At 68.6% G+C, this 24,155-nt stretch carries 20 protein-coding genes and 1 pseudogene; 14 read left to right on the forward strand and 7 right to left on the reverse strand.

The features are described from left to right. Window positions 1-230 precede the first annotated feature (230 nt). On the forward strand, window positions 231-2,354 hold the full coding sequence (locus tag BLR21_RS09715; protein ID WP_256334585.1) for a glycosyl hydrolase family 95 catalytic domain-containing protein: 2,124 nt from the start codon (window positions 231-233) through the stop codon (window positions 2,352-2,354). A 219-nt stretch (window positions 2,355-2,573) separates the two neighbouring features. Here BLR21_RS09715 and BLR21_RS09720 read toward each other — a convergent pair whose 3' ends face one another. Continuing rightward, entirely contained in the window at window positions 2,574-2,969 is a 396-nt protein-coding gene (locus tag BLR21_RS09720) for an SSI family serine proteinase inhibitor (RefSeq protein WP_090005463.1), read from the reverse strand. An 87-nt stretch (window positions 2,970-3,056) separates the two neighbouring features. Beyond that, a complete protein-coding gene (locus tag BLR21_RS09725; protein ID WP_090005464.1) occupies window positions 3,057-3,926 on the reverse strand; it encodes an SGNH/GDSL hydrolase family protein in 870 nt (289 codons plus the stop codon). A gap of 87 nt (window positions 3,927-4,013) precedes the next feature. Between BLR21_RS09725 and BLR21_RS09730 the strand changes: the two genes are divergently transcribed. Continuing rightward, complete coding sequence (locus BLR21_RS09730) at window positions 4,014-5,288, forward strand: MFS transporter (RefSeq protein WP_090005465.1); 1,275 nt, start codon at window positions 4,014-4,016, stop codon at window positions 5,286-5,288. A gap of 385 nt (window positions 5,289-5,673) precedes the next feature. Here BLR21_RS09730 and BLR21_RS09735 read toward each other — a convergent pair whose 3' ends face one another. Both BLR21_RS09735 and BLR21_RS09740 read right to left on the reverse strand, forming a co-directional pair. Further along, window positions 5,674-6,681, reverse strand: a complete 1,008-nt coding sequence (locus tag BLR21_RS09735) for a Gfo/Idh/MocA family protein (RefSeq protein ID WP_090005466.1) — start codon at window positions 6,679-6,681, stop codon at window positions 5,674-5,676. 99 nt (window positions 6,682-6,780) lie between these two features. Further along, window positions 6,781-7,479, reverse strand: a complete 699-nt coding sequence (locus tag BLR21_RS09740) for a TioE family transcriptional regulator (RefSeq protein WP_256334586.1) — start codon at window positions 7,477-7,479, stop codon at window positions 6,781-6,783. Between the two features lie 79 nt (window positions 7,480-7,558). On the opposite strand from BLR21_RS09740, the gene BLR21_RS09745 reads away from it, so the two are divergent. After that, window positions 7,559-8,686 carry an erythromycin esterase family protein gene (locus BLR21_RS09745; RefSeq protein ID WP_090005467.1) on the forward strand — a complete coding sequence of 376 codons (1,128 nt, stop codon included), beginning with the start codon at window positions 7,559-7,561 and terminating at the stop codon, window positions 8,684-8,686. Here the strand turns inward: BLR21_RS09745 and BLR21_RS09750 are convergent. Further along, the gene (locus BLR21_RS09750; RefSeq protein ID WP_090005468.1) at window positions 8,658-9,164 is read right to left on the reverse strand and encodes a hypothetical protein; all 507 of its coding nucleotides are present in this window, start codon (window positions 9,162-9,164) and stop codon (window positions 8,658-8,660) included. The two genes, BLR21_RS09745 and BLR21_RS09750, sit on opposite strands and share 29 nt — an antisense overlap. 120 nt (window positions 9,165-9,284) lie before the next feature. Between BLR21_RS09750 and BLR21_RS09755 the strand changes: the two genes are divergently transcribed. From BLR21_RS09755 to BLR21_RS43645, 4 genes are all read left to right on the forward strand, one after another. Next, the gene (locus tag BLR21_RS09755; RefSeq protein WP_090005469.1) at window positions 9,285-10,403 is read left to right on the forward strand and encodes a sensor histidine kinase; all 1,119 of its coding nucleotides are present in this window, start codon (window positions 9,285-9,287) and stop codon (window positions 10,401-10,403) included. After that, window positions 10,400-11,053: a response regulator transcription factor gene (locus BLR21_RS09760; protein ID WP_090005470.1), complete on the forward strand. Its 654-nt coding sequence runs from the start codon at window positions 10,400-10,402 to the stop codon at window positions 11,051-11,053. The genes BLR21_RS09755 and BLR21_RS09760 overlap by 4 nt, the downstream gene beginning before the upstream one ends. 61 nt (window positions 11,054-11,114) lie before the next feature. Beyond that, window positions 11,115-11,825, forward strand: coding sequence for an alpha/beta hydrolase (locus BLR21_RS09765; RefSeq protein WP_090005471.1), 711 nt, complete (start codon window positions 11,115-11,117; stop codon window positions 11,823-11,825). Beyond that, on the forward strand, window positions 11,822-12,844 hold the full coding sequence (locus BLR21_RS43645; protein ID WP_256334587.1) for an acyltransferase family protein: 1,023 nt from the start codon (window positions 11,822-11,824) through the stop codon (window positions 12,842-12,844). The genes BLR21_RS09765 and BLR21_RS43645 overlap by 4 nt, the downstream gene beginning before the upstream one ends. 1,348 nt (window positions 12,845-14,192) lie before the next feature. Here BLR21_RS43645 and BLR21_RS44525 read toward each other — a convergent pair. Beyond that, window positions 14,193-14,660: pseudogene (locus BLR21_RS44525) on the reverse strand (hypothetical protein); the annotation flags it as partial. Between the two features lie 159 nt (window positions 14,661-14,819). Here BLR21_RS44525 and BLR21_RS09780 point away from each other — a divergent pair. From BLR21_RS09780 to BLR21_RS09790, 3 genes are read left to right on the forward strand one after another with little or no spacing between them, the layout of a single operon-like run. Further along, window positions 14,820-15,902 (forward strand): DUF418 domain-containing protein, encoded by a 1,083-nt coding sequence (locus BLR21_RS09780; RefSeq protein ID WP_256334588.1) that lies wholly within the window; start codon window positions 14,820-14,822, stop codon window positions 15,900-15,902. Window positions 15,903-15,907: 5 nt separating this feature from the next. Next, window positions 15,908-17,029, forward strand: a complete 1,122-nt coding sequence (locus tag BLR21_RS09785) for a sensor histidine kinase (RefSeq protein WP_256334606.1) — start codon at window positions 15,908-15,910, stop codon at window positions 17,027-17,029. Continuing rightward, the gene (locus BLR21_RS09790) at window positions 17,026-17,646 is read left to right on the forward strand and encodes a response regulator (protein ID WP_090005476.1); all 621 of its coding nucleotides are present in this window, start codon (window positions 17,026-17,028) and stop codon (window positions 17,644-17,646) included. The genes BLR21_RS09785 and BLR21_RS09790 overlap by 4 nt, the downstream gene beginning before the upstream one ends. On the opposite strand, the gene BLR21_RS09795 is transcribed toward BLR21_RS09790, so the two are convergent. Next, window positions 17,643-18,215, reverse strand: a complete 573-nt coding sequence (locus BLR21_RS09795; RefSeq protein ID WP_090005477.1) for an SACE_7040 family transcriptional regulator — start codon at window positions 18,213-18,215, stop codon at window positions 17,643-17,645. The genes BLR21_RS09790 and BLR21_RS09795 overlap by 4 nt on opposite strands. 164 nt (window positions 18,216-18,379) lie before the next feature. Here BLR21_RS09795 and BLR21_RS09800 point away from each other — a divergent pair, with 164 nt between their 5' ends. The 4 genes from BLR21_RS09800 (at window position 18,380) to BLR21_RS09815 (ending at window position 23,966) form a co-directional block, all read left to right on the forward strand. Then, window positions 18,380-19,165 (forward strand): SGNH/GDSL hydrolase family protein, encoded by a 786-nt coding sequence (locus BLR21_RS09800; protein WP_090005478.1) that lies wholly within the window; start codon window positions 18,380-18,382, stop codon window positions 19,163-19,165. Between the two features lie 138 nt (window positions 19,166-19,303). Beyond that, window positions 19,304-20,893 carry a carboxyl transferase domain-containing protein gene (locus BLR21_RS09805; protein ID WP_090005479.1) on the forward strand — a complete coding sequence of 530 codons (1,590 nt, stop codon included), beginning with the start codon at window positions 19,304-19,306 and terminating at the stop codon, window positions 20,891-20,893. A 2-nt stretch (window positions 20,894-20,895) separates the two neighbouring features. After that, window positions 20,896-22,809 carry an acetyl/propionyl/methylcrotonyl-CoA carboxylase subunit alpha gene (locus tag BLR21_RS09810; protein ID WP_090005634.1) on the forward strand — a complete coding sequence of 638 codons (1,914 nt, stop codon included), beginning with the start codon at window positions 20,896-20,898 and terminating at the stop codon, window positions 22,807-22,809. 5 nt (window positions 22,810-22,814) lie between these two features. Then, window positions 22,815-23,966, forward strand: coding sequence for an acyl-CoA dehydrogenase family protein (locus BLR21_RS09815; protein ID WP_090005480.1), 1,152 nt, complete (start codon window positions 22,815-22,817; stop codon window positions 23,964-23,966). Window positions 23,967-24,155: the final 189 nt, after the last annotated feature.

Consider the following 24,155-nt stretch of genomic DNA (forward strand, 5'->3'; position numbering starts at 1 on the left):
CTTGACTCAGGCTGGGAGGTCGCGAAAGATCGGATGAATCGCCGCCAGCGTTGATCTGACCGCACAGTGAAGTGAGGTGCTCGGCAGTGGTCGAAATCAACCGGCGCACGGTACTCGGAGGCGCTCTAGCTGGGGTAGCGGGTGGTGCGCTGCTCTCAGGGAGTGCGTCCGCCGGTGACGGGTTCAGCTGGAAGGACTTCATCGGGTCATCCGATCTGATCTGGAAGAAAATGCCCGCGACCTGGTTCGAGGGCCCGTTCCTCGGCAACGGCTACCTCGGCTCCGGCATCTACGCCGAGCCGGGCGCCAACGCCGTCCGGTTCAACGTCCAGCACTCCCAGGTGCAGGACCACCGGCCGGAGTTCGGGGCGCTGTTCGGCCTCGCGCGGCTGCCCATCGGCTACTTCACGCTCGAACCCGTCGGCGCGATCACCGGCGTCGACCTGCGGCTAGACCTGTGGAACGCCGAGCTGACCGGCACGATCACCACGGCCGCCGGCAGCCTCCGGGTGCGGGCGTTCATCCACACCCGCCGCGACCTCTACGCGATCGACGTCCAGGCCAGCGAGGGCGAGCGGGCGTTCCGGTGGGTCTTCCACCCGCTGAAGGCGATCAGCCCGCGCACCGACCCGAAGTGGAAACGCCCGCCGCCGGCCGGGTTCACCGACAACCCGCCCGTGCAGCGGACCAGCGCCGGCGACGTGCAACTCGCCGTGCAGCCGCTCAACTCCGGCGGCGAGCACGTGACGGCGTGGCGTGAGGTCACCCGTGGCACGCGGCGCACGCTGTTCACGAGCGTCGCGTGGTCACATCCGGCGAAAACGGCTGTGCGCAAGGCGATCACCAACGTCCGCTGCGGCTCGATCGACGCGCTTGCCGTGGACCACCGGTTGTGGTGGCACGACTTCTACCGCAGGAGCTTCCTGTCCATTCCGGACAAACGGCTGGAGGCGTTCTACTGGATCCAGCTCTACAAGTTCGCTTCGGCAGCAAGGAAAGAGGCACCCGCGATCGCGACCTGCGGGCCGTGGCTCGAGAACACACCGTGGCCGAACACGTGGTGGAACCTCAACGTGCAGCTGGAGTACTGGCTGATCCACGGCTCCAACCACGTCGACTTCGACGCCGTCACCTACTCCGTCGACAGGTACCGCGACGCCCTGGTCGAGCAGGTGCCCGCCGAGTACCGGCACGACTCGGCGGGCATGCCGCGCACCACCGACACCGTGCTGAACAACGGCGCGGGCATCGGCGACTCCGGTTACGGCGTGGGCGTTCCCGGCAGGGACGTGCCGACGCCCGAGGTCGGCAACCTGACCTGGACGCTGCACAACGTCTGGCTCACCTACCGGCACACGATGGACGACCGTGTCCTGCGGGGCGTGCTGTTCCCGTTGCTGCGCAGGGCCGTCAACTACTACTTCCACTTCCTGACCAGGGGACCGGACGGGAAGTGGCACCTGCCGTTCACGTTCTCGCCCGAGTACGGCGTGAACGCGCCCGACTGCACCTACGACCTCGCGTTGCTCCGGTGGGGCTGCCGGACGTTGCTGGAGGCCGCGAAGTCGTTGCGCGTCAACGATCCGCTGATCCCGAAGTGGCAGGACACACTCGCGCACCTGACGCCGTACCCGGTGGACGCCAACGGGTACATGATCGGCGCCGGGGTGCCGTTCGCGAAGTCGCACCGGCACTACTCGCACCTGTTGCAGATCTATCCGCTCTACGAGGTCACGTGGGAGGACGCCGCCAGTCGTCAGCTCATCGAGACCTCGCTGAACCACTGGGTCAGCTTCGAAGGCGCGTTGCAGGGCTACACGTTCACGGGTGCGGCGTCGATCAGCGCGCAGATGCTGCGCGGCGACAGGGCCGACTTCTACCTCGGCGAGCTGATGCGCCGGTACATCAAGCCGAACACGATGTACCAGGAGTCCGGGCCGGTCATCGAAACGCCGTTGAGCGCCGTGCAGTCGATGTACGACATGCTCTGCCAGAGCTGGGGTGGCGTGATCCGGGTGTTCCCGGCGGTGCCGTGGCCGGATATTTCGCTCGGCGACTTCCGGACGCAGGGCGCGTTCCTGCTGTCGGCCTCGCGGGAGAACGGTGTCACGCGGTGGATCAAGCTGCGCAGTGAGGCCGGTGCGCCTTGCGTTGTGCGCACGGACATCAAGGATCCGGTCGTGAGGGACCGCGCCGGGCGTGCGAAGCGGTTCTCGTTGCTGCCCAACGGGGATCTGCGTATCGACCTGCGGCGCGGTGAGGAGGCGGTGATTCACCGAGCCGGTGATGAGCCTGATCTGGGGGTGGGTCCCGTGAGCGGTGCGCCGGCACCGTCCTGGGGTCTGCCGGGTTAGGAACACGGCCGGTGCCCCGCCGCGACGGCGGTGCGGCGGGACACCGGCCGTGCGGTCTAGTGGTGTGGCCCGGAACGTCGCCGGGGGAATTCGCGGTCAGACGGGTGCATCGTGGTGTCGCCCCCACGTCCTCGTACTGGATGTACGGGGGCGTGGGGGCGGCGCCGCGAGGCGCCCTGCTGGGCGTGGATTACCTCGCCGACGTTCCGGGTCGCGCCACTAGAAGTCGAAGACCTTGCCGGTGTACGCGCGCAGCACGCACGGGTTCGAGAACACCTGCTGGAAATCGATCTTCTTGGAGCGCCACTTGCCGCGCAACGTGGCCTTGGTCGGGTTCAGCTCCATCGTGCACATCGCGCCGGTCTCTTCCAGTCTGCGGAAGTCACCTTCGACGGGCATGAGCTGGTCGCACGCCTGTTCGGCGTTCTTGTGCAGTCCGCCTGCGGGTTCGCAGTTCAGCTGCGTGGTGCTGGGTGTGCCCATCTCCGGCCGCACCGACAGCACCAGGCCGGATGCGGGAAGGAGAGGCGCTGTCAGGGGTGCCGCCTGGGCCGTCGCGGGGACGAGCGGTGCGGCGAGCGCGAGACAGGCAAACAGAAGTCGGGTCCTTGCCATGCCAACACTCTGGCGCGGCAAGGACCCGGAATTCCATTCAACCGAGCGGTAACACCAGATCGTGTAAACCGCCGAAAGTGCGTGCAACTAGACGCCGGTCAGTTCCGTCCCGGCGAGAGCGGCGGCTACCTGCTTACCCACCGCTGCCATGCCCTTGGCATTCGGGTGAACCGGAAACGCGAGGCTCGTCGGGATGATGCCCTCGACCCACTTGTCCCACGGCGCCGCACACGTATCGCGACCGGAGCTGATGTCGTACGGGTTCACGAACGTGGCGCCTGCGGCTTTCGCCTGGGCGCCGAGCATTCCGTTGAGCTGCTTCTGCACGTTGTCGAGGTACGGCACGTCGCCCTTCGAGATCGGCACGATCGGCCAGCACCCGCCGGACGACGGCAGGATGCGCAGGTAGCCGACGACGACGATCTTGGCCTTGGGCGAGCGTTGCTTGATGCCGGCGAGCACGGCGGCCACCTTGGCGGCGGTGGCGTTGACGCGCTGGGTGAGCGTGTCGCCGTAGTTCGCCTTGCAGGGAGCGCCGTGCGGGTCGAGCACGCTCTGGCCGGCGCAGGTCAGGATGATGTCGGAGAAGCCGATGTCGTTGCCGCCGATGGAGACGGTGACGAGGTCCGTGTCGGGCTTGAGGGCGGAGAACTGCGGTACGGACTGGCCGGGGATGCCGCTCTGGACACCCGCCATGTCCTTGGTCTGCGCGCCACCGCAGGAGATGTCGGTGAAGTTGGCGATGCCGAGCCTCTTCGCGAGGACGGACGGGTAGTTCTGGGTGGACTTGAAACAGCTCAGCGGGTCGAGCCGCTGCAGGGGGATGAACGGTCCCGACACGAACGAATCTCCGAGCGAGACGTAGTTCCGGTACTGCGGGGCGGCGCTGGCGTGCGGTGCCAGCATTGCCGCTATCAGGGCCGTGAGCAGGGAAACGACAGTCACTCGGCGCGTCATTGCTACCTCGTTACTGAAGAGTAGGAACGTAGGACGAAGGGTGACCGGGCCATTGCGCAGTGTCAATCCCTCGACCAGGCTGGAACGATGACGGGGGTACGCAAAGTAGCGGCCGCATCCGCGGTCGGTAACACGATCGAGCTGTACGACTTCCTGCTCTACGGGACGGCGTCGGCGCTCGTGTTCGACAAGATCTTCTTCCCGCAGTTCGACTCGCGCGTCGGCGTGCTGCTCGCGTTCGCCACGTTCGGCGCGGGCTTCTTCGCCCGGCCGCTGGGCGGTGCGGTGATCGGTCACCTCGGCGACCGGATCGGGCGCCGCTCGATGCTCGTGGTGACCCTGTCCGCGACCGGTCTGTCGACGGCGTTGATCGGCCTGCTGCCGACGTACGCCCAGGTAGGCATCCTCGCGCCGGTGCTGCTGGTGCTGTTGCGGATCGTGCAGGGCTTCTTCATGGGCGGCGAGCAGGGCGGCGCGTCGCTGATGGCCGTCGAGCACGCGCCGCCGGGGCGCTGGGGCTGGTACGGCAGCTGGGTGTTCATCGGGTCGCCGGTCGGGCTCGTGCTGGCGAACCTCGCGATGTACGTGTCGTCGCGCGCTTCCGGGCCGGACTTTCTCAGCTGGGGGTGGCGGCTGCCGTTCCTGTTCTCCATCGTGCTGGTCGGGATCGGGCTCTACATCCGGCTGCGCGTGTCCGAGTCGCCGCGGTTCGTGGCGGCCGAGAAGTCGCGGCTGCCGATCGCTGAGGTGCTGCGTGACCGGTGGCGGGTGGTGCTGCTGGGGGCCGGTGTGAACCTTGGGTTCACGATCTTCATCTACGTGCTGAGCGTGTTCATGATCGGGTATGGGCGTACGGCTTTGAAGATCTCCGCGGACGATCTGCTGATCGCTACGGTGGTGGGGTCTTTGGCTCAGGTTGTCGCGGTGCCTGCGTTTGCGTTGCTGTCTGACCGGGTTGGGCGGTTGCCGGTGATGTTCGGTGGGGCGATCTTTCAGGCTGCGTTCGCGTTTCCGCTGTTCTGGTTGACGGGTTCTGGGTGGTTCACGTTTGCGATGGTGCTTGGGTTTGTTGGCTCGGCGGCGTTGTTCGGGCCTTCCGCCGCTTACTTTGCTGAGCTGTTTCGGACTCGGGTTCGGTATAGCGGGGTGGCGTTGAGTTTTCAGCTTGGGGCGGTGTTGGGGGGTGGGCTGGCGCCTTTGGTTGCGCAGTCGTTGTTGGGGGTTGGGGTTTGGGCCATCGCCCTTTACCTGATCGCGGCTGCCTTGCTGTCCGGGGTGTGCCTGCTGGTGATCGGGTCGGCGCATGAGGCTGAGCCGGTGGGTGGGGAGGCTGGACCGCCGTTGTCTCCGGTGCGGTTTTAGGGCGGACTCCGGCTTGGGTTGCGGGGCGCACCGGTTGGGATGCGTTCCCCTGTTGCATTGGCGGGTCGCCTTGCGTGCTTCCCCTGGTGGCGCTGCCCCCAGACCCCCGGCAATCTGATCAGGGGGTCCACGCCGTGCGTAGGTAGATGGCACGCCTGTTGCTGTGGGCGGCTGCCTGTTGGTTAGAGGGTTGCGTTGGCGGTGGGGTCCCATCACGAGCCGAGCCAAGAGCGGGCCACATGAGAGAAGGGGTGTCAAGCGGACGAAAAGCGTGTCCGCTTGACACCCCTTCTCTCATGCAGCAAGAGCTGTGGCGCGACTCGTGATGGGACCCCACCGCCTGGCCCGCTTGGTAAGGACGGCTCGCCTTCGGCTTCGCGTTCGATCAGAGGTGGACTGCGTCGCCTGTTGTTGCCGACTGCTTTGCTGCCTCGATTACCTCTAGGCCTGCTACTGCGTCTTGGGGTGATACTGGGGGGTTGCCTGCTGCTACGTTGGCGTAGAAGTCTTGGTATGCGCCTGGTTCTGTGCGGTGGGGCTTGCCGTTCAGGGTGCCCCAGGCTTCTTCTGGGTCTTCGCCCCAGCCTGGGGTGGCTGGGGTTTCGCCTGCCTTCAGGCGGTCTTCCTGGGGGTCCATGCCGTACTTCACGTAGGCGGCGTCGTGGCCCAGTACGCGGAAGCGTGGGCCCTGGTCTGCTGCCAGGGCGCTCATCCATAGGTGGGAGCGGACGCCGTGTTCGTGTGTCAGGGAGAGGAAGACGTCGTCGTCTGCCTTTGCGCCTGGGCGGACGGTGGCGATTTCGGCGTGGACTGTGGTTGGGCGGCCGAACAGGGCCACTGACTGGTCTACCAGGTGCGTGCCCAGGTCGAAGAGGATGCTGCCCAGGTCTGCCGGGTCGCCTGATTCCTTCCAGGAGGACTTGATTTCTGGGCGGTAGCGTTCGAAGCGGGACTCGAACTTGTGGACTGTGCCCAGGGTGTTTTCGGTTAGCAGGCGCTTTACCGTCAGGAAGTCGCCGTCCCAGCGGCGGTTGTGGAACGGGACTAGCATCAGGCCTCTTGAGGAGGCTATTGAGGCCAGGGCTCTTGCTTCCATCGCTGAGCCTGCGAAGGGTTTGTCCACCACCACGTTCAGGCCGTGTTCCAGGACCTGGCGGGCGTGGGTTGCGTGGAAGCGGTTTGGGGTGGTGATTACCACCAGGTCGAAGTTGCCTTTCCAGACTTCGTCCAGAGAGGACAGAAGGCTTGCGTTCGGGTAGCGGGCCGCTACCTCGGCTTGGCGCCTCGGGTTCGACGTTACGACGGCGGAGAGGTCCAGGCCTTCCGTTGCCTCGATGAACGGGGCGTGGAAGGCCGCCCCACCTAGTCCGTAGCCGACCAGAGCTGTGCGCATGCGGTCAGCCTAAGCGGTCTCACCTGGTGGACGGGGTGTTGGAGGGACGCTCCGGGCCCCTGCGTTCGTGACCATGACCACGCCGCTCCAGGTTGAGTCCTATTTGGACCACCGTGCGGCGAGTGCCTGTGCGGTCAGGTACTCGTTGAGACGTGCGGAGGCGGCCAGCATCGCCAAGCCTCGTGCGGTCAGGCGGCGGCGCCAGTCGGCGAGGGCGGTGCCGAGGGTGTCGGTGCCGCCTGCCGTGCGGATCTGTTCTACCACCAAAGCGATGCGTGCCAACGGATAGCCGCCGCGTCGGAGCAGGTGGGCGAGTTCGGCGTCGCGGACGTCCTCGGCCCGGAACAGGCGGTAGCCGGTCGGTTCGCGGGACGGCGCGAGGATGCCGGCCTGCTCCCACGCGCGCAGCGTCGCCGGGGTCACGCCCAGGCGCCGGGCCAGTTCGCCGATCGTGCGTGGTTCCAGGACCGGTTCCAAGTCGGTCAGGTCCTGCACCGCGCGGCTGACCGAGTCGAGGGTCGAGCGGTCGCGCAGCAGTTGTTCGTGGCCCCGGTCGATCGCCGTGAGCACGTCGTCCAGCTGGCCGGCGTGGATCGCGTTCATGATCTGGCCGGCGGTGGCGTGCCCGAAGGCCGGGATCAGCGCGAGGAACGTGCGCAGCGCGGTGGCGTGGACCTCGGTGTAGACGCGGTAGCCGGACGGCGTTCGTTCGGCGGGTGGGAGGAAGCCGGATTCCTCGTAGTTGCGCACCGCCTGGGTCGAAAGGCCGTGCTCGCGGGCGAGGTCGGTTGGTCGCACGGTTGAGACTTTAGGGGTAAAAGGCGTAGTGGATCGGATCAAAGTCTCAACGGAGCCTTCAATGTTACGGTTGAGCCACATGAGCCAGGACATTCGCGAGTTCATCACCCCCTTCACCGAGCTGCTGGGGTTCGGGGAGCCGACGCACCTCGAGCACGCCCACACCTGGATCCGCAACGAGCTGTTCGAGCAGCTCGCGGGCCTGGGCTTTCGGTCGATCGCCCTGGAGACATGTCGGATCCGGGGTCTGAGCGTCAACGACTACGTCCACGGCGGCCCTGGCGACCTCGACACGATCATGAAGGAGGGCTTCTCCCACTCGTTCGGGGAGAGCTGGCCCGCCAACCGCGAGCTCGTGCAGTGGATGCGCGAGTACAACGCGGACAAACCCGAGCGGGAACGCCTGTCGTTCCACGGCTTCGACTTCCAGACCGAGACGACCAGCGCGCCCAGCCCGCGTCCCTACCTCGAACACGCCCGCGACTACCTGGGTGAGGACGTGGACCTGACGACCGACGACGAGAAGTGGAGCCGCGACGAGGCCGTCCTCGACCTGACCCAGTCGCCGGGGCGGTCGGAGGAGGCGATCAGGCTGCGTGAGATCGGTACCGGGATGCTCAGGCGGCTGCACGAGCGCAGGACCACCGATGAGGCCTGGGCCCGCGCGGAGACGTACCTGGTGGCCGGGCTGAGCCTGCTCCAGTACCACCGGGAGTGCGCGGAACCGAGCCCGCTGGGTGTGCGCCTCAACCGCCTGTGTCAGCTGCGGGACGGCGTGATGGCGCGGAACCTGCTGGAGATCCGGCGCGCCGAGGCCGCGAACGGGCCGACGTTCGTGTTCGCGCACAACGCTCACCTGCAGCGCACCAACAGTTCGATGGAGATGGGCGGCGAACGGATCGAGTGGTTCTCCGCGGGCGCGCTCGTGGCGCCGATCCTCGGTGACCAGTACACCGTGATCGGCGGCACGCTCGGCCGCAACGACTCGATCGGGCTGGGTGAACCGGGCAAAGCCACCTTCGAGGGCCGGTTGCAGGACCGGTTCACGACCTGGGGCATCACGAAGGACAAGCCGGAGGGCTCGTCGCGCACCGACACCGGCGACGATCCCATGCTGGCGATGGCCTACTTCCCGCTCGACCAGCACCTCATGGACGGCGTGGACGCTCTGCTGCACATCAGGGTTGGTCGTCCAGCGACGCGGTGATCCACGGCGCGACGGGCAGGTCGCGCGTGTCGCACTCGATCGCCAGCTTCAGGGTCCACCGCAGGGCTTGTAAAACGACTGTCGCAAGCTCCTGCGGCTGGCCGTTGGCCAGGGCGATCTCGATCTGCTCCGAGGCCGCGTCCTGGTCGCCGTGCACCTCGGCCAGCAACGCGCGGATCGCCGTGCGGACGGGCGGGTCCGCGTCGTCGATCTGGACCTCGTTGCCCTCCTCGTCGAAGACCTGCATCTTCACCGGGGTGGCGCCGCCGGAACCGAGCGAGCTGACCATGCTGCTGCACTCGGCGAACAGCAGCAGCACGAGCTCACGGATCTCCTCGTTGCCCTCGGGCGACCCGCTGAGGTACCCGGTCACGAGGTCCACCGCCACAGCGTCTTCCCCGGCACTGGCGGCAGCCAGCGCCTCACCGGCCACGGCCGTCAGCCGTGACCAGCGATCTGGATCCTGTGGTGGTGTCACAGGTACTGCCTACCGCGCGGTGTCACGCGTTCGCAATGCCCCATCTTGATCAGAGTGCTACCGGGGTATGTCACTCCGCAGGTCAATGTGCGAATCAACGGATCCACCTAGCATCGGCTGGTGTTCCGCGCGTTGTACCGAACCGTTCTCGGCCCCGATCGCACCCGAGTGCTCGCCAAGGCGCTCGGGCGGTGGCGCGTCCCGGTGCACGGCGCGCTGATCATCTACGCTGCCGTGTGGGCGATCATCGCGAGCGCCGGCTACGTGCGCCAGGAGGACTCGGACGGCTGGTGGGTCGTCATCTTCCTGGTGACGCTCGTGCCGTACGTGCTGCTGATCTGGTCGCCGTTGCACGCCTGGCGGCTGGCGGTACCGGGCTTCTACTTCGTCAGCCTCCTGTGTGCCGGCGAGGGCGCCGAGGCCTTCCAGTACTGGACCGCGGTACCGCTGTTCGTCGCGGTCGCGGCGTTCTACTCGCGCGCGATCGTGATCACGGCCACGGTGATCAGCATGGCGCTGATCATCGCCTCCCAACCACAGGCCGCGGACAGGGCCCTCTTCGTGCCCATCGTCGCCGCGGCGGTCTACCTGTTCGGTGCGCGCGGCAGAGCCGAACGCGAACTTGAGGACGAGCGCGACGCGAAGGCCGCGCTGGAAGAACGTGCCCGCATCGCGCGCGAGATGCACGACGTCGTGGCACATCACATGTCGCTGGTGGTGGTCAGGTGCGAGACCGCGCCCTACCGTCTCAACGGACTGAACGAGGAAGCGCAGCGGGAGTTCGCGGAAGTCGGTGAGGCCGCGCGCGAGGCGATCACCGACATGCAACGGCTGCTGGGCGTGCTGCGGACGAACGGTGAGGTCGCTCAACGGGAACCGCAGCCGGGCGTCAGCCGCATCGCGGAGTTGGTGCGGCCCGGCGACGAGGCCGAGGTCGACGTGGGCGACGTCCCGGAGGCGGTCGGCCTGACCGCGTACCGGATCGTGCAGGAGGCACTCACGAACGCCACCAGGCACGCGCCCGGCTCGAAGGCGTCCGTCCGCGTGCACGAGGACGAGGGCGTGCTGGAGGTGCTGGTGACCAACACTGCCGGCGGACCGTCCAGGGGCGGCGGCAGCGGGCAGGGTCTGGTGGGGATGCGGGAACGCGTCGCCGTGCACGGTGGCGCGCTGACCGCGCAGTCGACCGAGGACGGCGGGTTCCTGGTCAGGGCGAGAATTCCGTTGGGGGACAAGTGATCAGGGTGGTCGTGGTCGACGACCAGGAGATGGTGCGCGAGGGGTTCTCCGCACTGCTCGACGCGCAGGACGACATCGAGGTCGTCGGCGCCGCGGGCAACGGCGTGCAGGGCGTCGCACTGGCGCGTACGGTCAGACCGGACGTCGTGCTGATGGACATCCGCATGCCCGAAATGGACGGACTGACGGCGACGCGGTTGCTGCTGGGCGGGTCGGACGACCTGAAGGTCCTCGTGCTGACCACGTTCGACCTCGACGACTACGTCTACGAGGCGTTGCAGGCAGGCGCGAGCGGGTTCCTGCTCAAGCACGCGCCCGCCCGTGAGCTGCTCAACGCCGTCCGCGTGGTGGCCGCGGGCGAGGCCCTGCTGGCGCCGTCGATCACCAAGCGCCTGATCGAGGACTTCGTGCGGTCACGGCGCTCCGAGCGCGTCCGGCCCGCGCAGTTGTCGGTCCTGACCGAACGCGAGACCGAGATCCTCGTGCTGGTCGCGCAGGGCCTGTCGAACACCGAGATCGCCGCGCACCTGGTGCTGGCCGAGCAGACCGTCAAGACGCACGTGAGCCGCGTGCTCACCAAACTCGGCCTGCGCGACCGCGCCCAGGCCGTCATCGCGGCCTACGAGAGCGGGCTCGTGATACCGGGGTAGCAACGGGAAACGGCACGCCGGGGTGACGATCCGGGGCCTGTGGTCTTCCTAGTTTCGGTTCATGCGCCGAGCCGTCCTGTTCCTCCTGCTGATCGCCCTCCCGTCGGTCGCGCCGTCGATCGCGCAGTGGCGTGCCGACGTCGCCCGCCGCGTCGCGATCGTCGGTGACCTGAGCACCGCGCGTGACGTCGTGGTCATCGTGCCGGGGTCCGATGTGGACGTCGGCAGGTTCGAGCGCACGGTCGGGCGGATGGCGTCCAACCTGTACGAGCAGGCACACCGCGACGACCTCGCGGTGATCGCCTGGCTCGGGTACCGGACGCCGCAGGGCCTCGGCGTGGACGCGATGACCGGCTCCTTGGCGCGCCAAGGAGCGGCCGCGCTCGTCGACTTCGTGCGGTCGCTGCAAACCCAGGCGTGTGTGCACGTCATCGGTCACAGCTACGGGTCGGTGGTGGTCGGACTCGCCGCACACGAGCTGGACGTGGCGGACATCGTGTTCACCGGAAGTCCTGGTGTGCGGGCGGACTCGGTCGCGGAACTGGGGACCGGTGCTCGGGTCTGGGCGTTGCGGTCCAGTGGGGACTGGATGAGGTTCGTGCCCAACGCGCGGTTGTTCGACCTCGGGCACGGCACCGATCCGGCAGCGGACGGCTTCGGGGCGACCGTGCTGCGGTTCGAAGGCGGAAAGCACGACACGTACTACGAGCCGGGCAGCGAGCCGTTGAACGCACTCGTCCGGATCGCTTCGGGTTCGGGGGAGAAGCTGTGAGGAATCCGTTCATCGACGCCGTGCGGGCGATCGCCGTCGTCACGGTCGTGCTCGGCCACTGGCTGGTGACCGCGCTCGTCGACACACCCACCGGCATGTACATCGACAGTCCGTTGAAACACTTTTCTTCGCTGACACCGGTTTCGTGGGTGTTGCAGACGCTCGGCCTGTTCTTCTTCGTGGGCGGATATGCGGCCGCGCACTCGAAGACGCCGTTCCTCGTCCGGCTGAAGCAGCTTGCCGTGCCCACGGTGCTGATGCTCGGCTGCTGGGCCGCTGTCCTCTTCGGACTGACGTTGCGCGGCGTGGACCAGGGCACCGCCTGGAACATCGGGTTCCTGGTCACGACGCCGCTGTGGTTCTTCGGCGTCTACCTGGTGCTGCTCGCGCTGAAACCGTTGGTGCGCAGGCTGGACGAGCACTCGTGGGGTGTGCTCGTCCCGGTCCTGCTGGTGCTGGTCGTGCCGTACGCGGTGTGGTGGGCGGCCTGGCAGCTCGGTTACTCCCTGGCGCGCAGGAGGATTCCCGGACCGCCGCTGCTGGTGCTGGGCGTGCTCGGGTACGCGCTGCTGACGACGTTCGGGGGCTATCCGCTGTCGGCGGTGGGCATCCCCGGCGAGGCCGTCTCGAACCTCAACCCGCCGAACTACGCGACGCTCGCGCTGGCGTTCGCGCAGATCGGCCTGGTGCTCACGATCGCGCCGCTGCTGACCAGGCTCGGCACGGCGAAACCCGTGGCGTGGCTGAACAGGCGGGCGCTCGGGATCTTCCTGACGCACCAGAGCGCGTTGATCACCGTGACGCTGACGCTCAGCGCGTGGGGCTCGTTGCCGGGGCTCCAGCAGCCACCAGATCATCCGGACTGGGTGTGGCAGCGAGTGCTGTGGCTGCCGGTGTGCGCGGCCGTGACCTGGGGATGGCTCCGAGCGCTGCAAGGCCGATCGCCACGGCGTGCAGCACCACCACCGGCGGGCCCGGGTCCAGTGCCAGCATCGGCGGTACGCACGCCAGCGCCGTGAGCAGCCACGGCAGCCGGGTGTCGCAGCTGCCGGTACGGGCGGTGTGGATCAGGTACCAGCCGAGCAGCAGGTGGATGACGTTCTGCAACGGGTCCACGGGCAGCAGCACCAGCACGCCGTCACCGAGGAACCCGCTCACCACGAACCCGAGCACGCCGAGCGTTCCGAACGACACGCCCATGGCCGTCGCCAGCCGCGTGCGGTGCGACTCGTGCGGCAGGAGCTGGAGCCGGACCAGGCGCCGCTCGAACCGGTGGAACAGCAGGATGAGCGGCACCAGCCCGAACACCAGCCAGACCGGCGCCTGCGTGAGCCCGAGCAACCCGACCAGCGCGCCGACCCCGGCCAGGTACGCGAGGTACACCGTCATCGGCGCGCGGCGGGCGAAGTCCACGACGTGCCACCACCGCCCGTCGAGCCACGAGGTGACCCGCCCGCGGGCCAGCAGCGCCAGGCACACCTGCGCCACCCCGAGCACCATCATCGAGCGCGGGTAGTCGCTGAAGAACACCAGCGCGGGCAGCGTGACGGCACCCAGCGCGGCCAGCAGCCTGCGCGAGAGACCGGTCAGCGTGCCGTCCGCGTAGAAGAAGCCGATCTGCTGCATCAGCAACGCGCCGACGATCAGGTTCACGTATCCGCCGGTCTTCCAGTCCGTCGACGTGCGCGCGATCTCGACCGCGAGCGTCAGCAGCACCAGCACGAACGGCGCGGTGCGGCGGAAGTGCTCGTGCAGCCACGCGGCCGCCGGCGTCGCCGCCACGGCGAGCAGATAGACCCCGAGGAACCACAACGGATGCGTGATCAGCCGGCTGTACGCCTCGACCTCGACGTCCATCAGGTTCAGCGCCGCGAACAGCACCACCCACAGCAGCACGAACGCCAGCACGGGCCGCAGCAGCCACGACGTCCGGCTCGACACCCAGCAGCCGAAGCCGCCCTGGTGCGCCTGCCAGCTGCGCAGGTTCGCGTGCCCGCCGGCGAAGAAGAACAGCGGCACCGCCTGCAACGCCCACAACCACGACGTGCCGAACCCTCTGAGGTGCGCGAGCGTCGCGACCGTCTCGCCGAGCACGAGCAGCGCGAGACTGAAGAGCCGCAGGAAAGTCGCGTACCGATCCTGCTCCGCGTGGGCGAGCACCAGGGGCAGCGAGTTCGTGCTTTCCCGACGGCGGCCGTGCAGCCGCGCCAGCAGCAAGAACGCTACGACAGCACTGCCGAACGCCCACGCCACCACGGGTTCGTGGCCGGGCGCTCCCCACCGCTGCCGCCAGGAGTTGAACTTCAGCCCCATCGCGTAGGTCTCGGCCACCGCGTGACAGCTCTGCTCGGCACCGCGCGGGTTTGACCGGCACTGCGCGTGCAGGTCCGTCGCGAGCCTGTCGTCCAACGCCTTGCGTGCCTGCGGCCCGAGCGGATCGCCCTTGTGGTCGGCGTAGCGCAACAGGTCGTAGCCCAGGTCGTGCGCCCGGCACGCGGCACTGAAGTCCCACTCCGTGTCACCGGCCGGCCCGGAGCACCCGCCACCCGCGTCGACGACCCGGAGCGTCCCGTCCGGCGCCGTGATGGTCTTGGGATCGCGCCCCATCTCGCGCGCGAAGTCCGACGGCAGGTTGAGGTACGGGTCGTGCGTCGCGGACGGCGCCACGAACGCATCGACGGCGTTGGCCGCGGCGATCACGTCGGCGCTGGGCGGAACCCCGTTGTCACCGGTCGCCGGGCGGGAGGCGATCACCCCGCAGACGAACACCGCGAGCGTGATCACCGTGAACCGGAACCAGGCCGGGAGTCGGAGGAGGAGTTTGCGCGCACCCATTGTCGCGCCAGGTTACGGAAGGGTCTCGGCAGATCGCCAGTTCGCCAGGTCAGGCGCACGCCATCCGCCGATCGGTGGATCCCGGGCCAGCCCCGGTGGAGTGCGCGGTGCACGACACGGACGATGTCGCCCGGCCGGTCACGACGACAGGCTCGAAGCATGAAACGCCTGCTCACACCCGATCTCGCTCGAGGCGCCATGCTCGCGTTGATCGCGCTGGTGAACTCGGCCGTGTACCTCTACGGCCGCCCGTACGGAGTGCGTAATCACATCGTCGAGACGGACCTGACAGACCGGGTGGTCAGTGCCCTGGTGGTGGTGTTCGCCGACTCCCGCGCCTATCCGATGTTCGCCTTCCTGTTCGCGTACGGCGTCGCGCGGATGGCGCCGGAGCGGGCCAGGTCGCGCAACGTCTGGTTGATCGTCTTCGGGTTCGTGCACGCCGTGCTGCTGTTCCCCGGCGACGTGCTCGGGCTCTACGGCCTGCTCGGGTTCGGGGTGATCGCGATGAGCAGGCTGCGGGACAGGACCCTGCTCGTGCTCGCGGTCGGCTGGCTCGTGCTGACCGCCGTGATCCAGGGCGGGGCCTACTCGATGCCGTCGAACGGTGAGCGGTCGTTCTTCTGGTCGTTCGAGACCGCGGACCCGCTGGCCGCGCTCGCGTTGCACCCGGTCGAATGGCTGATGACCCCGTTCGGGCTGCTCGGGGTCGGTGCGGCCGCTCTCGTCGGCGTCTGGGCCGCTCGCCGCGAGGTCCTGGCCGAGCCGCAACGGCACCGGCGGCTGCTGCGGCACGTCGCGACCTGGGGCATCACCGCGGCGGTGCTCGGCGGGCTGCCCAGCGGCCTCGCGGTCGCGGGCGTCTGGCACCCCGGCGGGCTGTGGCTCCTGGCCGCGGTGCACGCGGTCACCGGTGTCGCCGGCGGTCTCGGGTACGCCGCGTTGATCGGGTTGCTCTCGACGCGGATCAAGCGGCCGAACGCGGTCGTGCGCGCGATCGCGGCGTGCGGGGAGCGGTCGCTGAGCTGCTACCTGTTCCAGTCCGTGGTCTTCGTGCTGCTGCTCAAGCCCTACACGCTCGGGCTGGGCGGGACGCTCGGGTCCGCGGAGGTCGCGGTGCTGGCGCTGGCGACGTGGCTGGTCTCGGTGCTGCTCGCGGACCTGTTGCGGCACAGGGACATGCGCGGACCTGCGGAGACCCTGCTCCGAAAGGCGCGGGAGCTGCGAAGCTCACGGGCGTGAAGTCCATGGTGGAGCAGGAACGCCGGTGGAACCTGGTGTGGGCGCTCGCGCCGTACGGCCTGCTGGCCGTGGCGACGGGCGTCTACCTGGTGAGCCGGCCGGTCGCCCCGGTGCCGCTGGTCGTGGTCGCCGCGCTGGCGGTGTGGCACTGGTGGTTCGTGATGGCGCACCCCGAGTGGTGGGAGCGCAGGACCGGGCTGATGCTGCTGTACTTCGCCGGCCTGCTCGGCGCGACCTCCTTGCTGCTGCTGCACGACGGCGCGTTCGCGATCTTCGTGCCGGCTTGCTACGGCCTCGCGTTCCTGGCGCTGCCGGGCTGGGTCGCCTACGCGGGTGTGCTGGCGGTGAGTGGCTTGTGGCTGGTGCCGCAGGGCACCGACCTCGGTACGACCCTGCTGGTCAACCTCGGCGTCACCACCCCGATGGCCATCCTGATCGGCTGGATCATCCGGGTGATGGAACGCGAGGTGATCCGCCGGCGCGAGATGAACGAGCGGCTCACCGTGCTGTCCGCCGAGAACGCGCGGCTGCAGGTGCTGGAGGAACGGGCGCGGGTCGCGCGCGAGATGCACGACACCGTCGCCCAGGGCCTCACCGGCATCGTGACGCAGCTGGAGGTCGCCGAGGAGCTGACGTCCGCCGGCGATCCGGTGCGCGGCCGCATCACCACCGCCCGCCGGCTGGCCAGGGACAGCCTGGTCGAGGTGCGCCGGTCGATCGAGGCCCTGCGGCCGGGCCCGTTGCGCGACGCCCGGCTCGGCGAGGCGGTGGAACGGGCCGTGGTGGCGTGGCGGGAGGAACACGGCGTGCCGGTGCACTGCACGGTGACCGGCGACGCGCGTCCGTTGTCGGCGGAGACCGAGGTCGCGGTGCTCCGTGCGACCCAGGAGGCACTGGCGAACGCGGGACGGCACGCCCGCGCCGGAAGAGTGGACGTCACACTGTCCTACATGGAGGACGTCGTGGTGCTGGACGTTCTCGACGACGGCGTCGGGTTCGACCCGTCGGTGCGCGGCTTCGGCCTGACCGCGATGGAGGAACGGGTGGCGTTGCTGGGCGGCACCGTGACCGTGGAATCCGCGTACGGCAACGGAACCGCGGTCAACGTCACGCTGGACGCCCGATGATCCGCGTGGTGGTCGTCGACGACCACCCGGTGGTGCGGGACGGCCTGCGCGGCATGCTCGGCACGCAGGACGACTTCGAGGTCGTCGGCGAGGCCGCGAGCGGAACGGAGGCGCTGACCGTGATCGCGGCCGTGCGCCCGGACGTGGCGGTCACCGACCTGCGGCTGCCCGCGCCGAGCGGGGCCGAACTGGTGCGGCTGATCCGCTCACGCGTGCCCTCGACGCGGGTGCTGGTGCTGACGACGCACGACACCGACGCCGACGTGCTGTCGACGATCGAGGCGGGCGCGACCGGGTACCTGCTCAAGGACGCACCCCGGGAGGAGCTGTTCCGCGCGGTGCGGGCGGCGGCACGCGACGAGACGGTGTTGTCGCCCTCGGTCGCCGCGAGGCTGGTGCAGCGGGTGCGCACGCCGGTGTCCGCCGCGCCGCTGAGCAACCGGGAGCGGGAGGTGCTGACCCTTGTCGCACAAGGGAAGACGAACCGCGAGGTGGGTGCGGCGCTGCACATCAGCGAGGCGACGGTGAAGACGCACCTGCAGCACGTCTACGCCAAGCTGGAGGTGCCGGACCGGGCTTCGGCCGTGTCCGCCGCGCACCAGCGAGGGTTGCTTTAGGACGCCACCACGGCGGGTGTGAGCGAGGCGAGCGCCATGCGGGAGAGCAGCGCGGCCATCTGGTCGCGGTCGAGGTGGGCGCTGTGCGGCGTCGAGTTGATGAGCCCGAACACGGCGTGCGCGGCAGCCCGCGCGGTCGGTTCGTCGAAGCCCGGCACCGTGCGCCGGATCGTCTCCACCCAGACCTCGACGTACCGGCGTTGTAAGGCACGCACGCGCCGGCGGTCCGGATCGGTGAGGTTCGCCAGGTTGCGCATCTGCACGGTGATGAGCGCGGGGTCGTCCAGCGCGAAGTCGACGTGCCAGCCGACCAGTTCCCGCAACGCCTCCTCGGCGTCCGAGGCGGCGTCCACCCTCGACTGGCCGCCGTCGAGCAGCCGTTCGGAGATCGACGTCAGCATCTCGCCGAGCATCGCGTCCTTGCTGCGGAAGTGCCGGTAGAGGGCCGGGCCGGAGATGCCCACGGCCGCACCGATGTCGTCGATGCCCACGCCGTGGAAGCCGTGGCGCGCGAAGAGTTCGGCCGCGGCGTTGAGGATCTGGTCCCGACGTGAGGGTTTCTCGACCACGGAAGGAGGTTAGCAGCCGTTCACTTTGTCGTCCGATGGGTGGAATTCACGCAGGTGCAAGCCCTGATTGTTGACTATTGACCAATACTTCACACAGGCCTTACTCGTGGGTAACCATTGACGTGCACTGCATCACACCCCTGCGGCCCCTTCGGGAGTCTTCGATGCGTCCTGCTCACTTCCTCGCCTCGGTGGTCACCGCCGCCGCGGCCGTCATCGCGCTCGCCAACCCTGCCAGCGCGGCCCCGATCAACTACGTCGCGCTCGGCGACTCCTACGCCTCCGGGCTCGGGACCGGCAGTTACGACGGTGCCAGCGGTGGCTGCAAGCGCGGCCCGCTCGCGTATCCGGCCCTCTACGCGGCGGCGACAGCGCCCGCGACATTCAAGTCCGTGGCCTGTTCCGGCGCACGAACAGGCGACGTCATCACCCAGGCCGGCAACCTCACGGCGGCGACGAACCTGGTCACCGTGCAGGTCGGCGGCAACGACGCCGGGTTCACCGATGTCATCACCACGTGCACCTTCGGTTCGGACCAGGACTGCGTCAACCGGGTGAACCAGGCCAAGACCTACGCCGCCAACACGCTTCCCGGCCTGCTCACCAACGTCTACAACACGATCAAGTCGAAGTCCCCGTCCGCACGCGTGGTCGTGCTCGGTTACCCGCGTCTCTACAAGGTGCCGGGCTCGTGCAATGTCGGCCTGAGCGACACCAAGCGCGCCGCGATCAACTCCGGTTCCGACGCGCTGCACAACACCATCTCCGCTCGCGCGGGAGCGGCCGGGTTCCGCTACGTCGACGTGCGCGGGGTGTTCACCGGGCACGAGATCTGCTCGTCGAGCTGGTGGCTCAACAGCCTGAGCTGGCCGGTCGAGGAGTCGTACCACCCGAACAGGGCAGGGCACCAGAGCGGCTATCTGCCCGCTCTGCGGTCGGCCGTCGGCTAGCGTTTTCCGGAACGTGAGAGTGCCTGAAAGGCTGCTTGACCTGCGTTCGGGTCACTCTCGAGCCGTTCCGGTGGACCGCCAGGTGAGCGGGCGTTAACATGGCCTTGTTAACGCCCGCTAACCTGAGGTCTGGGGAGCATGGACGCACCTGTCCTGCGCAGCGCAGCCGAGCCGTCGGACCGCTACGCCAAGGAGCACACCGCGCTCGTCGACGAGCTGCGCGGCAAGCTCGCCACCGCCGCTCTCGGCGGTCCCGAGAAGGCACGTCAGCGGCACGTCGACCGAGGCAAGCTGCTGCCGCGCGAGCGCGTCGACACGCTGGTCGACCCTGGTTCGCCGTTCCTGGAGCTGTCGCCGCTGGCCGCCAACGGCATGTACGGCGACGACGCACCGGCCGCGGGCATCATCACGGGCGTCGGACGCGTTTCCGGCCGTGAGTGCGTGATCGTCGCGAACGACGCCACGGTCAAGGGCGGGACCTACTACCCGATCACGGTGAAGAAGCACCTGCGCGCGCAGGAAGTGGCGCTGCAGAACAACCTTCCGTGCATCTACCTCGTCGACTCCGGTGGCGCGTTCCTGCCCAGGCAGGACGACGTGTTCCCCGACCGCGAGCACTTCGGCCGCATCTTCTACAACCAGGCCACGATGTCGGCGCGCGGGATTCCGCAGATCGCCGCCGTGCTGGGCTCCTGCACCGCCGGTGGCGCGTACGTGCCGGCGATGAGCGACGAAGCGATCATCGTCCGCAACCAGGGCACGATCTTCCTCGGCGGTCCGCCGCTGGTGAAGGCCGCGACCGGCGAAGTCGTGTCAGCTGAAGACCTCGGCGGCGGCGACCTGCACTCGCGCACGTCCGGCGTCACCGACCACCTGGCGGAGAACGACGCGCACGCGCTGCGGATGGTCCGCTCGATCATCTCGACGCTGGGGCCGCGAATCCAGAAGCCCTGGGACGTCGCGCCCGTCGAGGCGCCGGCGGTCAAGGACGACCTCTACGGCGTCGTGCCGACGGACTCCCGGACGCCCTACGACGTGCGCGAGGTGATCGCGCGGGTCGTCGACGGCTCGAAGTTCCAGGAGTTCAAGAAGGAGTACGGGCAGACGCTCGTCACCGGCTTCGCGCGCATCCACGGCCACCCGGTCGGCATCATCGCCAACAACGGCATCCTGTTCGGCGAGTCCGCCGTGAAGGGCGCGCACTTCATCCAGCTGTGCGACAAGCGGTCCATCCCGCTGGTGTTCCTGCAGAACATCACCGGGTTCATGGTCGGCCGCGAGTACGAGGCGGGCGGCATCGCCAAGCACGGCGCCAAGATGGTGACGGCGGTGGCGTGTGCGCGCGTCCCGAAGTTCACCGTGATCATCGGTGGCAGCTTTGGTGCCGGCAACTACTCCATGTGCGGCCGGGCGTACTCGCCGCGCTTCCTGTGGATGTGGCCCAACGCCCGCATCTCCGTGATGGGCGGTGAGCAGGCGGCGTCCGTGCTCGCGACCGTCCGCCGCGACCAGCTCGGTGACGAGTGGTCCGCGGACGACGAGGAGGCGTTCAAGGCGCCGATCCGCCAGCAGTACGAGGACCAGGGCAACCCGTACTACTCGACCGCGCGGCTCTGGGACGACGGCGTGATCGACCCGCGTGACACCCGCACGGTGCTGGGACTTGCCTTGTCCAGTGCGGCGAACGCCCCCATCGACGATGTTTCCTACGGCGTCTTCCGGATGTGATCATGTTCGACAGCGTTCTGGTGGCGAACCGCGGAGAGATCGCGGTCAGGGTGATCCGCGCGTTGCGGTCGCTCGGGATTCGTTCCGTCGCCGTGTACTCCGACGCGGACGCCGAGGCGTTGCACGTCAGGCTGGCCGACGAGGCAGTGCGAATCGGTCCTGCGGCCGCCCGCGAGAGCTACCTGTCCATCGAGAAGATCGTCGCGGCCGCCGTTTCCACTGGCGCGCAGGCGATTCACCCCGGCTACGGCTTCCTCGCCGAGAACACGGCGTTCGCGGCGGCCTGCTCCGAGGCCGGAATCGTGTTCGTCGGGCCACCGGCGTCGGCGATCGACGCGATGGGCGACAAGATCCGCGCGAAGCTGACGGTGTCGGCGGCGGGCGTTCCCGTCGTGCCGGGCCGCACTCGTCCGGACATGTCCGACGACGAGATCGTCGAAGCGGCCCTGGAGATCGGCTTTCCGGTGCTGCTCAAGCCTTCCGCGGGTGGTGGCGGCAAGGGCATGCGGCTGGTGCACGAGGAATCGGCGCTGCGCGAGGCGATCGAGTCCGCACGGCGTGAGGCGCGCGGTTCGTTCGGTGACGACACGCTGCTGATCGAGCGGTTCATCACGAACCCGCGCCACATCGAGATCCAGGTCCTCGGTGACGCGCACGGCACCGTGATCCACCTCGGCGAACGCGAGTGCAGCCTCCAGCGCCGGCACCAGAAGATCATCGAGGAAGCCCCGTCGCCGTTCCTCACGCCCGAGGTCCGCGAGGCCATGGGTTCCGCCGCGGTCGACGCGGCGAAGGCCGTCGGCTATGTCGGCGCGGGCACCGTCGAGTTCATTGTGGACGGTGCGTCCGGCGACTACTTCTTCATGGAGATGAACACCCGGCTGCAGGTCGAGCACCCGGTAACCGAGATGGTCACGGGCGTCGACCTCGTCGAGTGGCAGCTCCGCGTGGCTTCCGGTGAAGAACTGGATCTCCAGGTCGAACTGAACGGCCACTCGGTCGAGGCCCGCGTCTACGCCGAGGACCCGGCCCGCGGCTTCCTGCCGACCGGCGGCCGCGTGCTGGCGTTGAGCGAGCCGACGGACGTCCGCGTGGATTCCGGTCTGTACGAGGGACTTGTCGTCGGTTCGGACTACGACCCGATGCTCGCCAAGGTCATCGCGCACGGCCGCACCCGCGAGGAAGCTCTCCGGCGCCTGGACCACGCGCTGGGCCGGATGGTGCTGCTCGGCGTCACGACGAACATCCCGTTCCTGCGCGCACTTCTGCGGGACGAGGACGTCCGTTCCGGCGCGCTGGACACCGGCCTGGTCGAACGGAAGCTGGACTCGCTGACCTCCGCCGAGATCCCGGACGACGTGTACGTGGCGGCCGGCCTGGAGCGTTCGCTGCAGCCACACGGCGACGACCCGTGGGACCAGCTGGGCGGCTGGCGCGTCGGTGAACACGCCTGGACGACCTGGCGGATCAACGACGTCGACGTCCGCGTGCGCGGCGAGGAAGTCGCTGTGGGCGCAGGAGAACCGGTCCGTGCTCGGGCCCGCCGCGAAGGCGCCGACCTGCTCGTCGGCTCGCGCCGCTACGCGATGGCCCGCGACGGAGACGTGTTGTGGCTGGGCCACGACGGTGCCTCCTGGGCGCTGGTCGAGGCCGAGTTCCTGGTGGGCGCCGCGGTTGGTGCCGCCGCCTCCGGTGGCCCGGTGAAGTCGCCGATGCCCGGCACCGTGCTGGTGGTCCGAGCCCGGCAGGGCGAGGAAGTGACCGCCGGTCAGGCGTTGTTCGTGGTCGAGGCCATGAAGATGGAGCACACCGTGACCGCACCGGTCGACGGCGTGCTCGCCGAAGTGAACGTGCAAGCAGGCCAGCAGGTCGCACTCGACCAGGTACTGGCCCTCGTCGTCTCTCACGAGGAGTGACAGCAATGTTGGACTTCAGGCTCCCGAGCGAGTACGAGGACCTGCGCAAGACCGTCGAGGAGTTCGCGCGCGACGAGGTGGCGCCGGTCATCGGCGACTACTACGAGCGCTGCGAGTTCCCCTACCCGATCGTCGCGAAGATGGGGCAGATGGGCCTGCTCGGCCTGCCGTTCCCCGAGGAGCACGGCGGCATGGGCGGCGACTACTTCGCCCTGTGCATCACGCTCGAAGAGCTCGCGCGCGTCGACTCGTCGGTCGCGATCACGGTGGAGGCGGCGACGTCGCTGGGCGCCATGCCCATCTACCGCTTCGGCACCGACGAGCAGAAGGCCGAGTGGCTGCCTTCCCTGACGTCCGGCCAGAAGCTGGGTGCCTTCGGCCTCACCGAACCGGGTTCCGGCTCCGACGCGGCCGCCCTGGCCACGACCGCACGCCTTGAAGGCGACGAGTGGGTCATCAACGGCACCAAGGCGTTCATCACGAACTCCGGCACGGACATCACCGGCCTGGTGACGGTCGCCGCGGTCACGGGCACCCGGCCCGACGGCCGCAAGGAGATCTCCTCGATCATCGTCCCGTCCGGCACCCCGGGCTTCACGGTGTCGAAGAAGTACTCCAAGGTCGGCTGGAGCGCCTCCGACACCCGCGAACTGTCCTTCCAGGACTGCCGCGTGCCCGCGGCGAACCTGCTCGGCACGCGAGGCCGCGGCTTCGCCCAGTTCCTGCGCACGCTCGACGAGGGCCGCGTCGCCATCGCCGCGCTGTCGGTCGGCCTCGCCCAGGGCTGCGTGGACGAGTCGGTCCGCTACGCCCACGAGCGCGAGACCTTCGGCGCGAAGATCGGCACCTACCAGGCGATCCAGTTCAAGATCGCCGAGATGGAGGCCCGCGTGCACACCGCGCGCCTGGCCTACTACGAGGCCGCGTCCCGGATGCTGCGCGGCGAGCCGTTCAAGAAGCAGGCGGCCATCGCGAAGCTCGTCTCGTCCGAGGCGGCGATGGACAACGCCCGCGATGCCACGCAGATCTTCGGCGGCTACGGCTTCATGAACGAGTACCCGGTCGGCCGGTTCTACCGCGACGCCAAGATCCTGGAGATCGGCGAGGGCACCTCCGAGGTGCAGAAGATGCTGATCGCCCGCGAGCTGGGACTTTAGCGGCGTGGCCCGGAACGTTGCCGGGCGCATTCGCGGTCAGACGGGTGCATCGTGGTGCCGCCCCTACGTCCTCATACTGGACGTATGGGGGCGTGGGGGCGGTGCCGCGAGGCGCCCTGCTGACCGTGAATGCGCACGCCAACGGGCCGGGTCACGTCGCTGGTCCGTTCCATCTAAATAACTTCAAAA

It is taken from the genome of Lentzea albidocapillata subsp. violacea, from assembly GCF_900100275.1.
Lineage (GTDB): Bacteria > Actinomycetota > Actinomycetes > Mycobacteriales > Pseudonocardiaceae > Lentzea > Lentzea violacea.

What these genes read in the sequence shown, in the direction of transcription:
- BLR21_RS09715 (WP_256334585.1), top strand. Translation starts at nt 231, where the DNA reads ATGCCCGCGACCTGGTTCGAGGGCCCGTTCCTCGGCAACGGCTACCTC.
- BLR21_RS09720 (WP_090005463.1), bottom strand. Translation starts at nt 2,969, where the DNA reads ATGGCAAGGACCCGACTTCTGTTTGCCTGTCTCGCGCTCGCCGCACCG.
- BLR21_RS09725 (WP_090005464.1), bottom strand. Translation starts at nt 3,926, where the DNA reads ATGACGCGCCGAGTGACTGTCGTTTCCCTGCTCACGGCCCTGATAGCG.
- BLR21_RS09730 (WP_090005465.1), top strand. Translation starts at nt 4,014, where the DNA reads ATGACGGGGGTACGCAAAGTAGCGGCCGCATCCGCGGTCGGTAACACG.
- BLR21_RS09735 (WP_090005466.1), bottom strand. Translation starts at nt 6,681, where the DNA reads ATGCGCACAGCTCTGGTCGGCTACGGACTAGGTGGGGCGGCCTTCCAC.
- BLR21_RS09745 (WP_090005467.1), top strand. Translation starts at nt 7,559, where the DNA reads ATGAGCCAGGACATTCGCGAGTTCATCACCCCCTTCACCGAGCTGCTG.
- BLR21_RS09765 (WP_090005471.1), top strand. Translation starts at nt 11,115, where the DNA reads ATGCGCCGAGCCGTCCTGTTCCTCCTGCTGATCGCCCTCCCGTCGGTC.
- BLR21_RS09780 (WP_256334588.1), top strand. Translation starts at nt 14,820, where the DNA reads ATGAAACGCCTGCTCACACCCGATCTCGCTCGAGGCGCCATGCTCGCG.
- BLR21_RS09785 (WP_256334606.1), top strand. Translation starts at nt 15,908, where the DNA reads ATGGTGGAGCAGGAACGCCGGTGGAACCTGGTGTGGGCGCTCGCGCCG.
- BLR21_RS09790 (WP_090005476.1), top strand. Translation starts at nt 17,026, where the DNA reads ATGATCCGCGTGGTGGTCGTCGACGACCACCCGGTGGTGCGGGACGGC.
- BLR21_RS09800 (WP_090005478.1), top strand. Translation starts at nt 18,380, where the DNA reads ATGCGTCCTGCTCACTTCCTCGCCTCGGTGGTCACCGCCGCCGCGGCC.
- BLR21_RS09805 (WP_090005479.1), top strand. Translation starts at nt 19,304, where the DNA reads ATGGACGCACCTGTCCTGCGCAGCGCAGCCGAGCCGTCGGACCGCTAC.
- BLR21_RS09810 (WP_090005634.1), top strand. Translation starts at nt 20,896, where the DNA reads ATGTTCGACAGCGTTCTGGTGGCGAACCGCGGAGAGATCGCGGTCAGG.
- BLR21_RS09815 (WP_090005480.1), top strand. Translation starts at nt 22,815, where the DNA reads ATGTTGGACTTCAGGCTCCCGAGCGAGTACGAGGACCTGCGCAAGACC.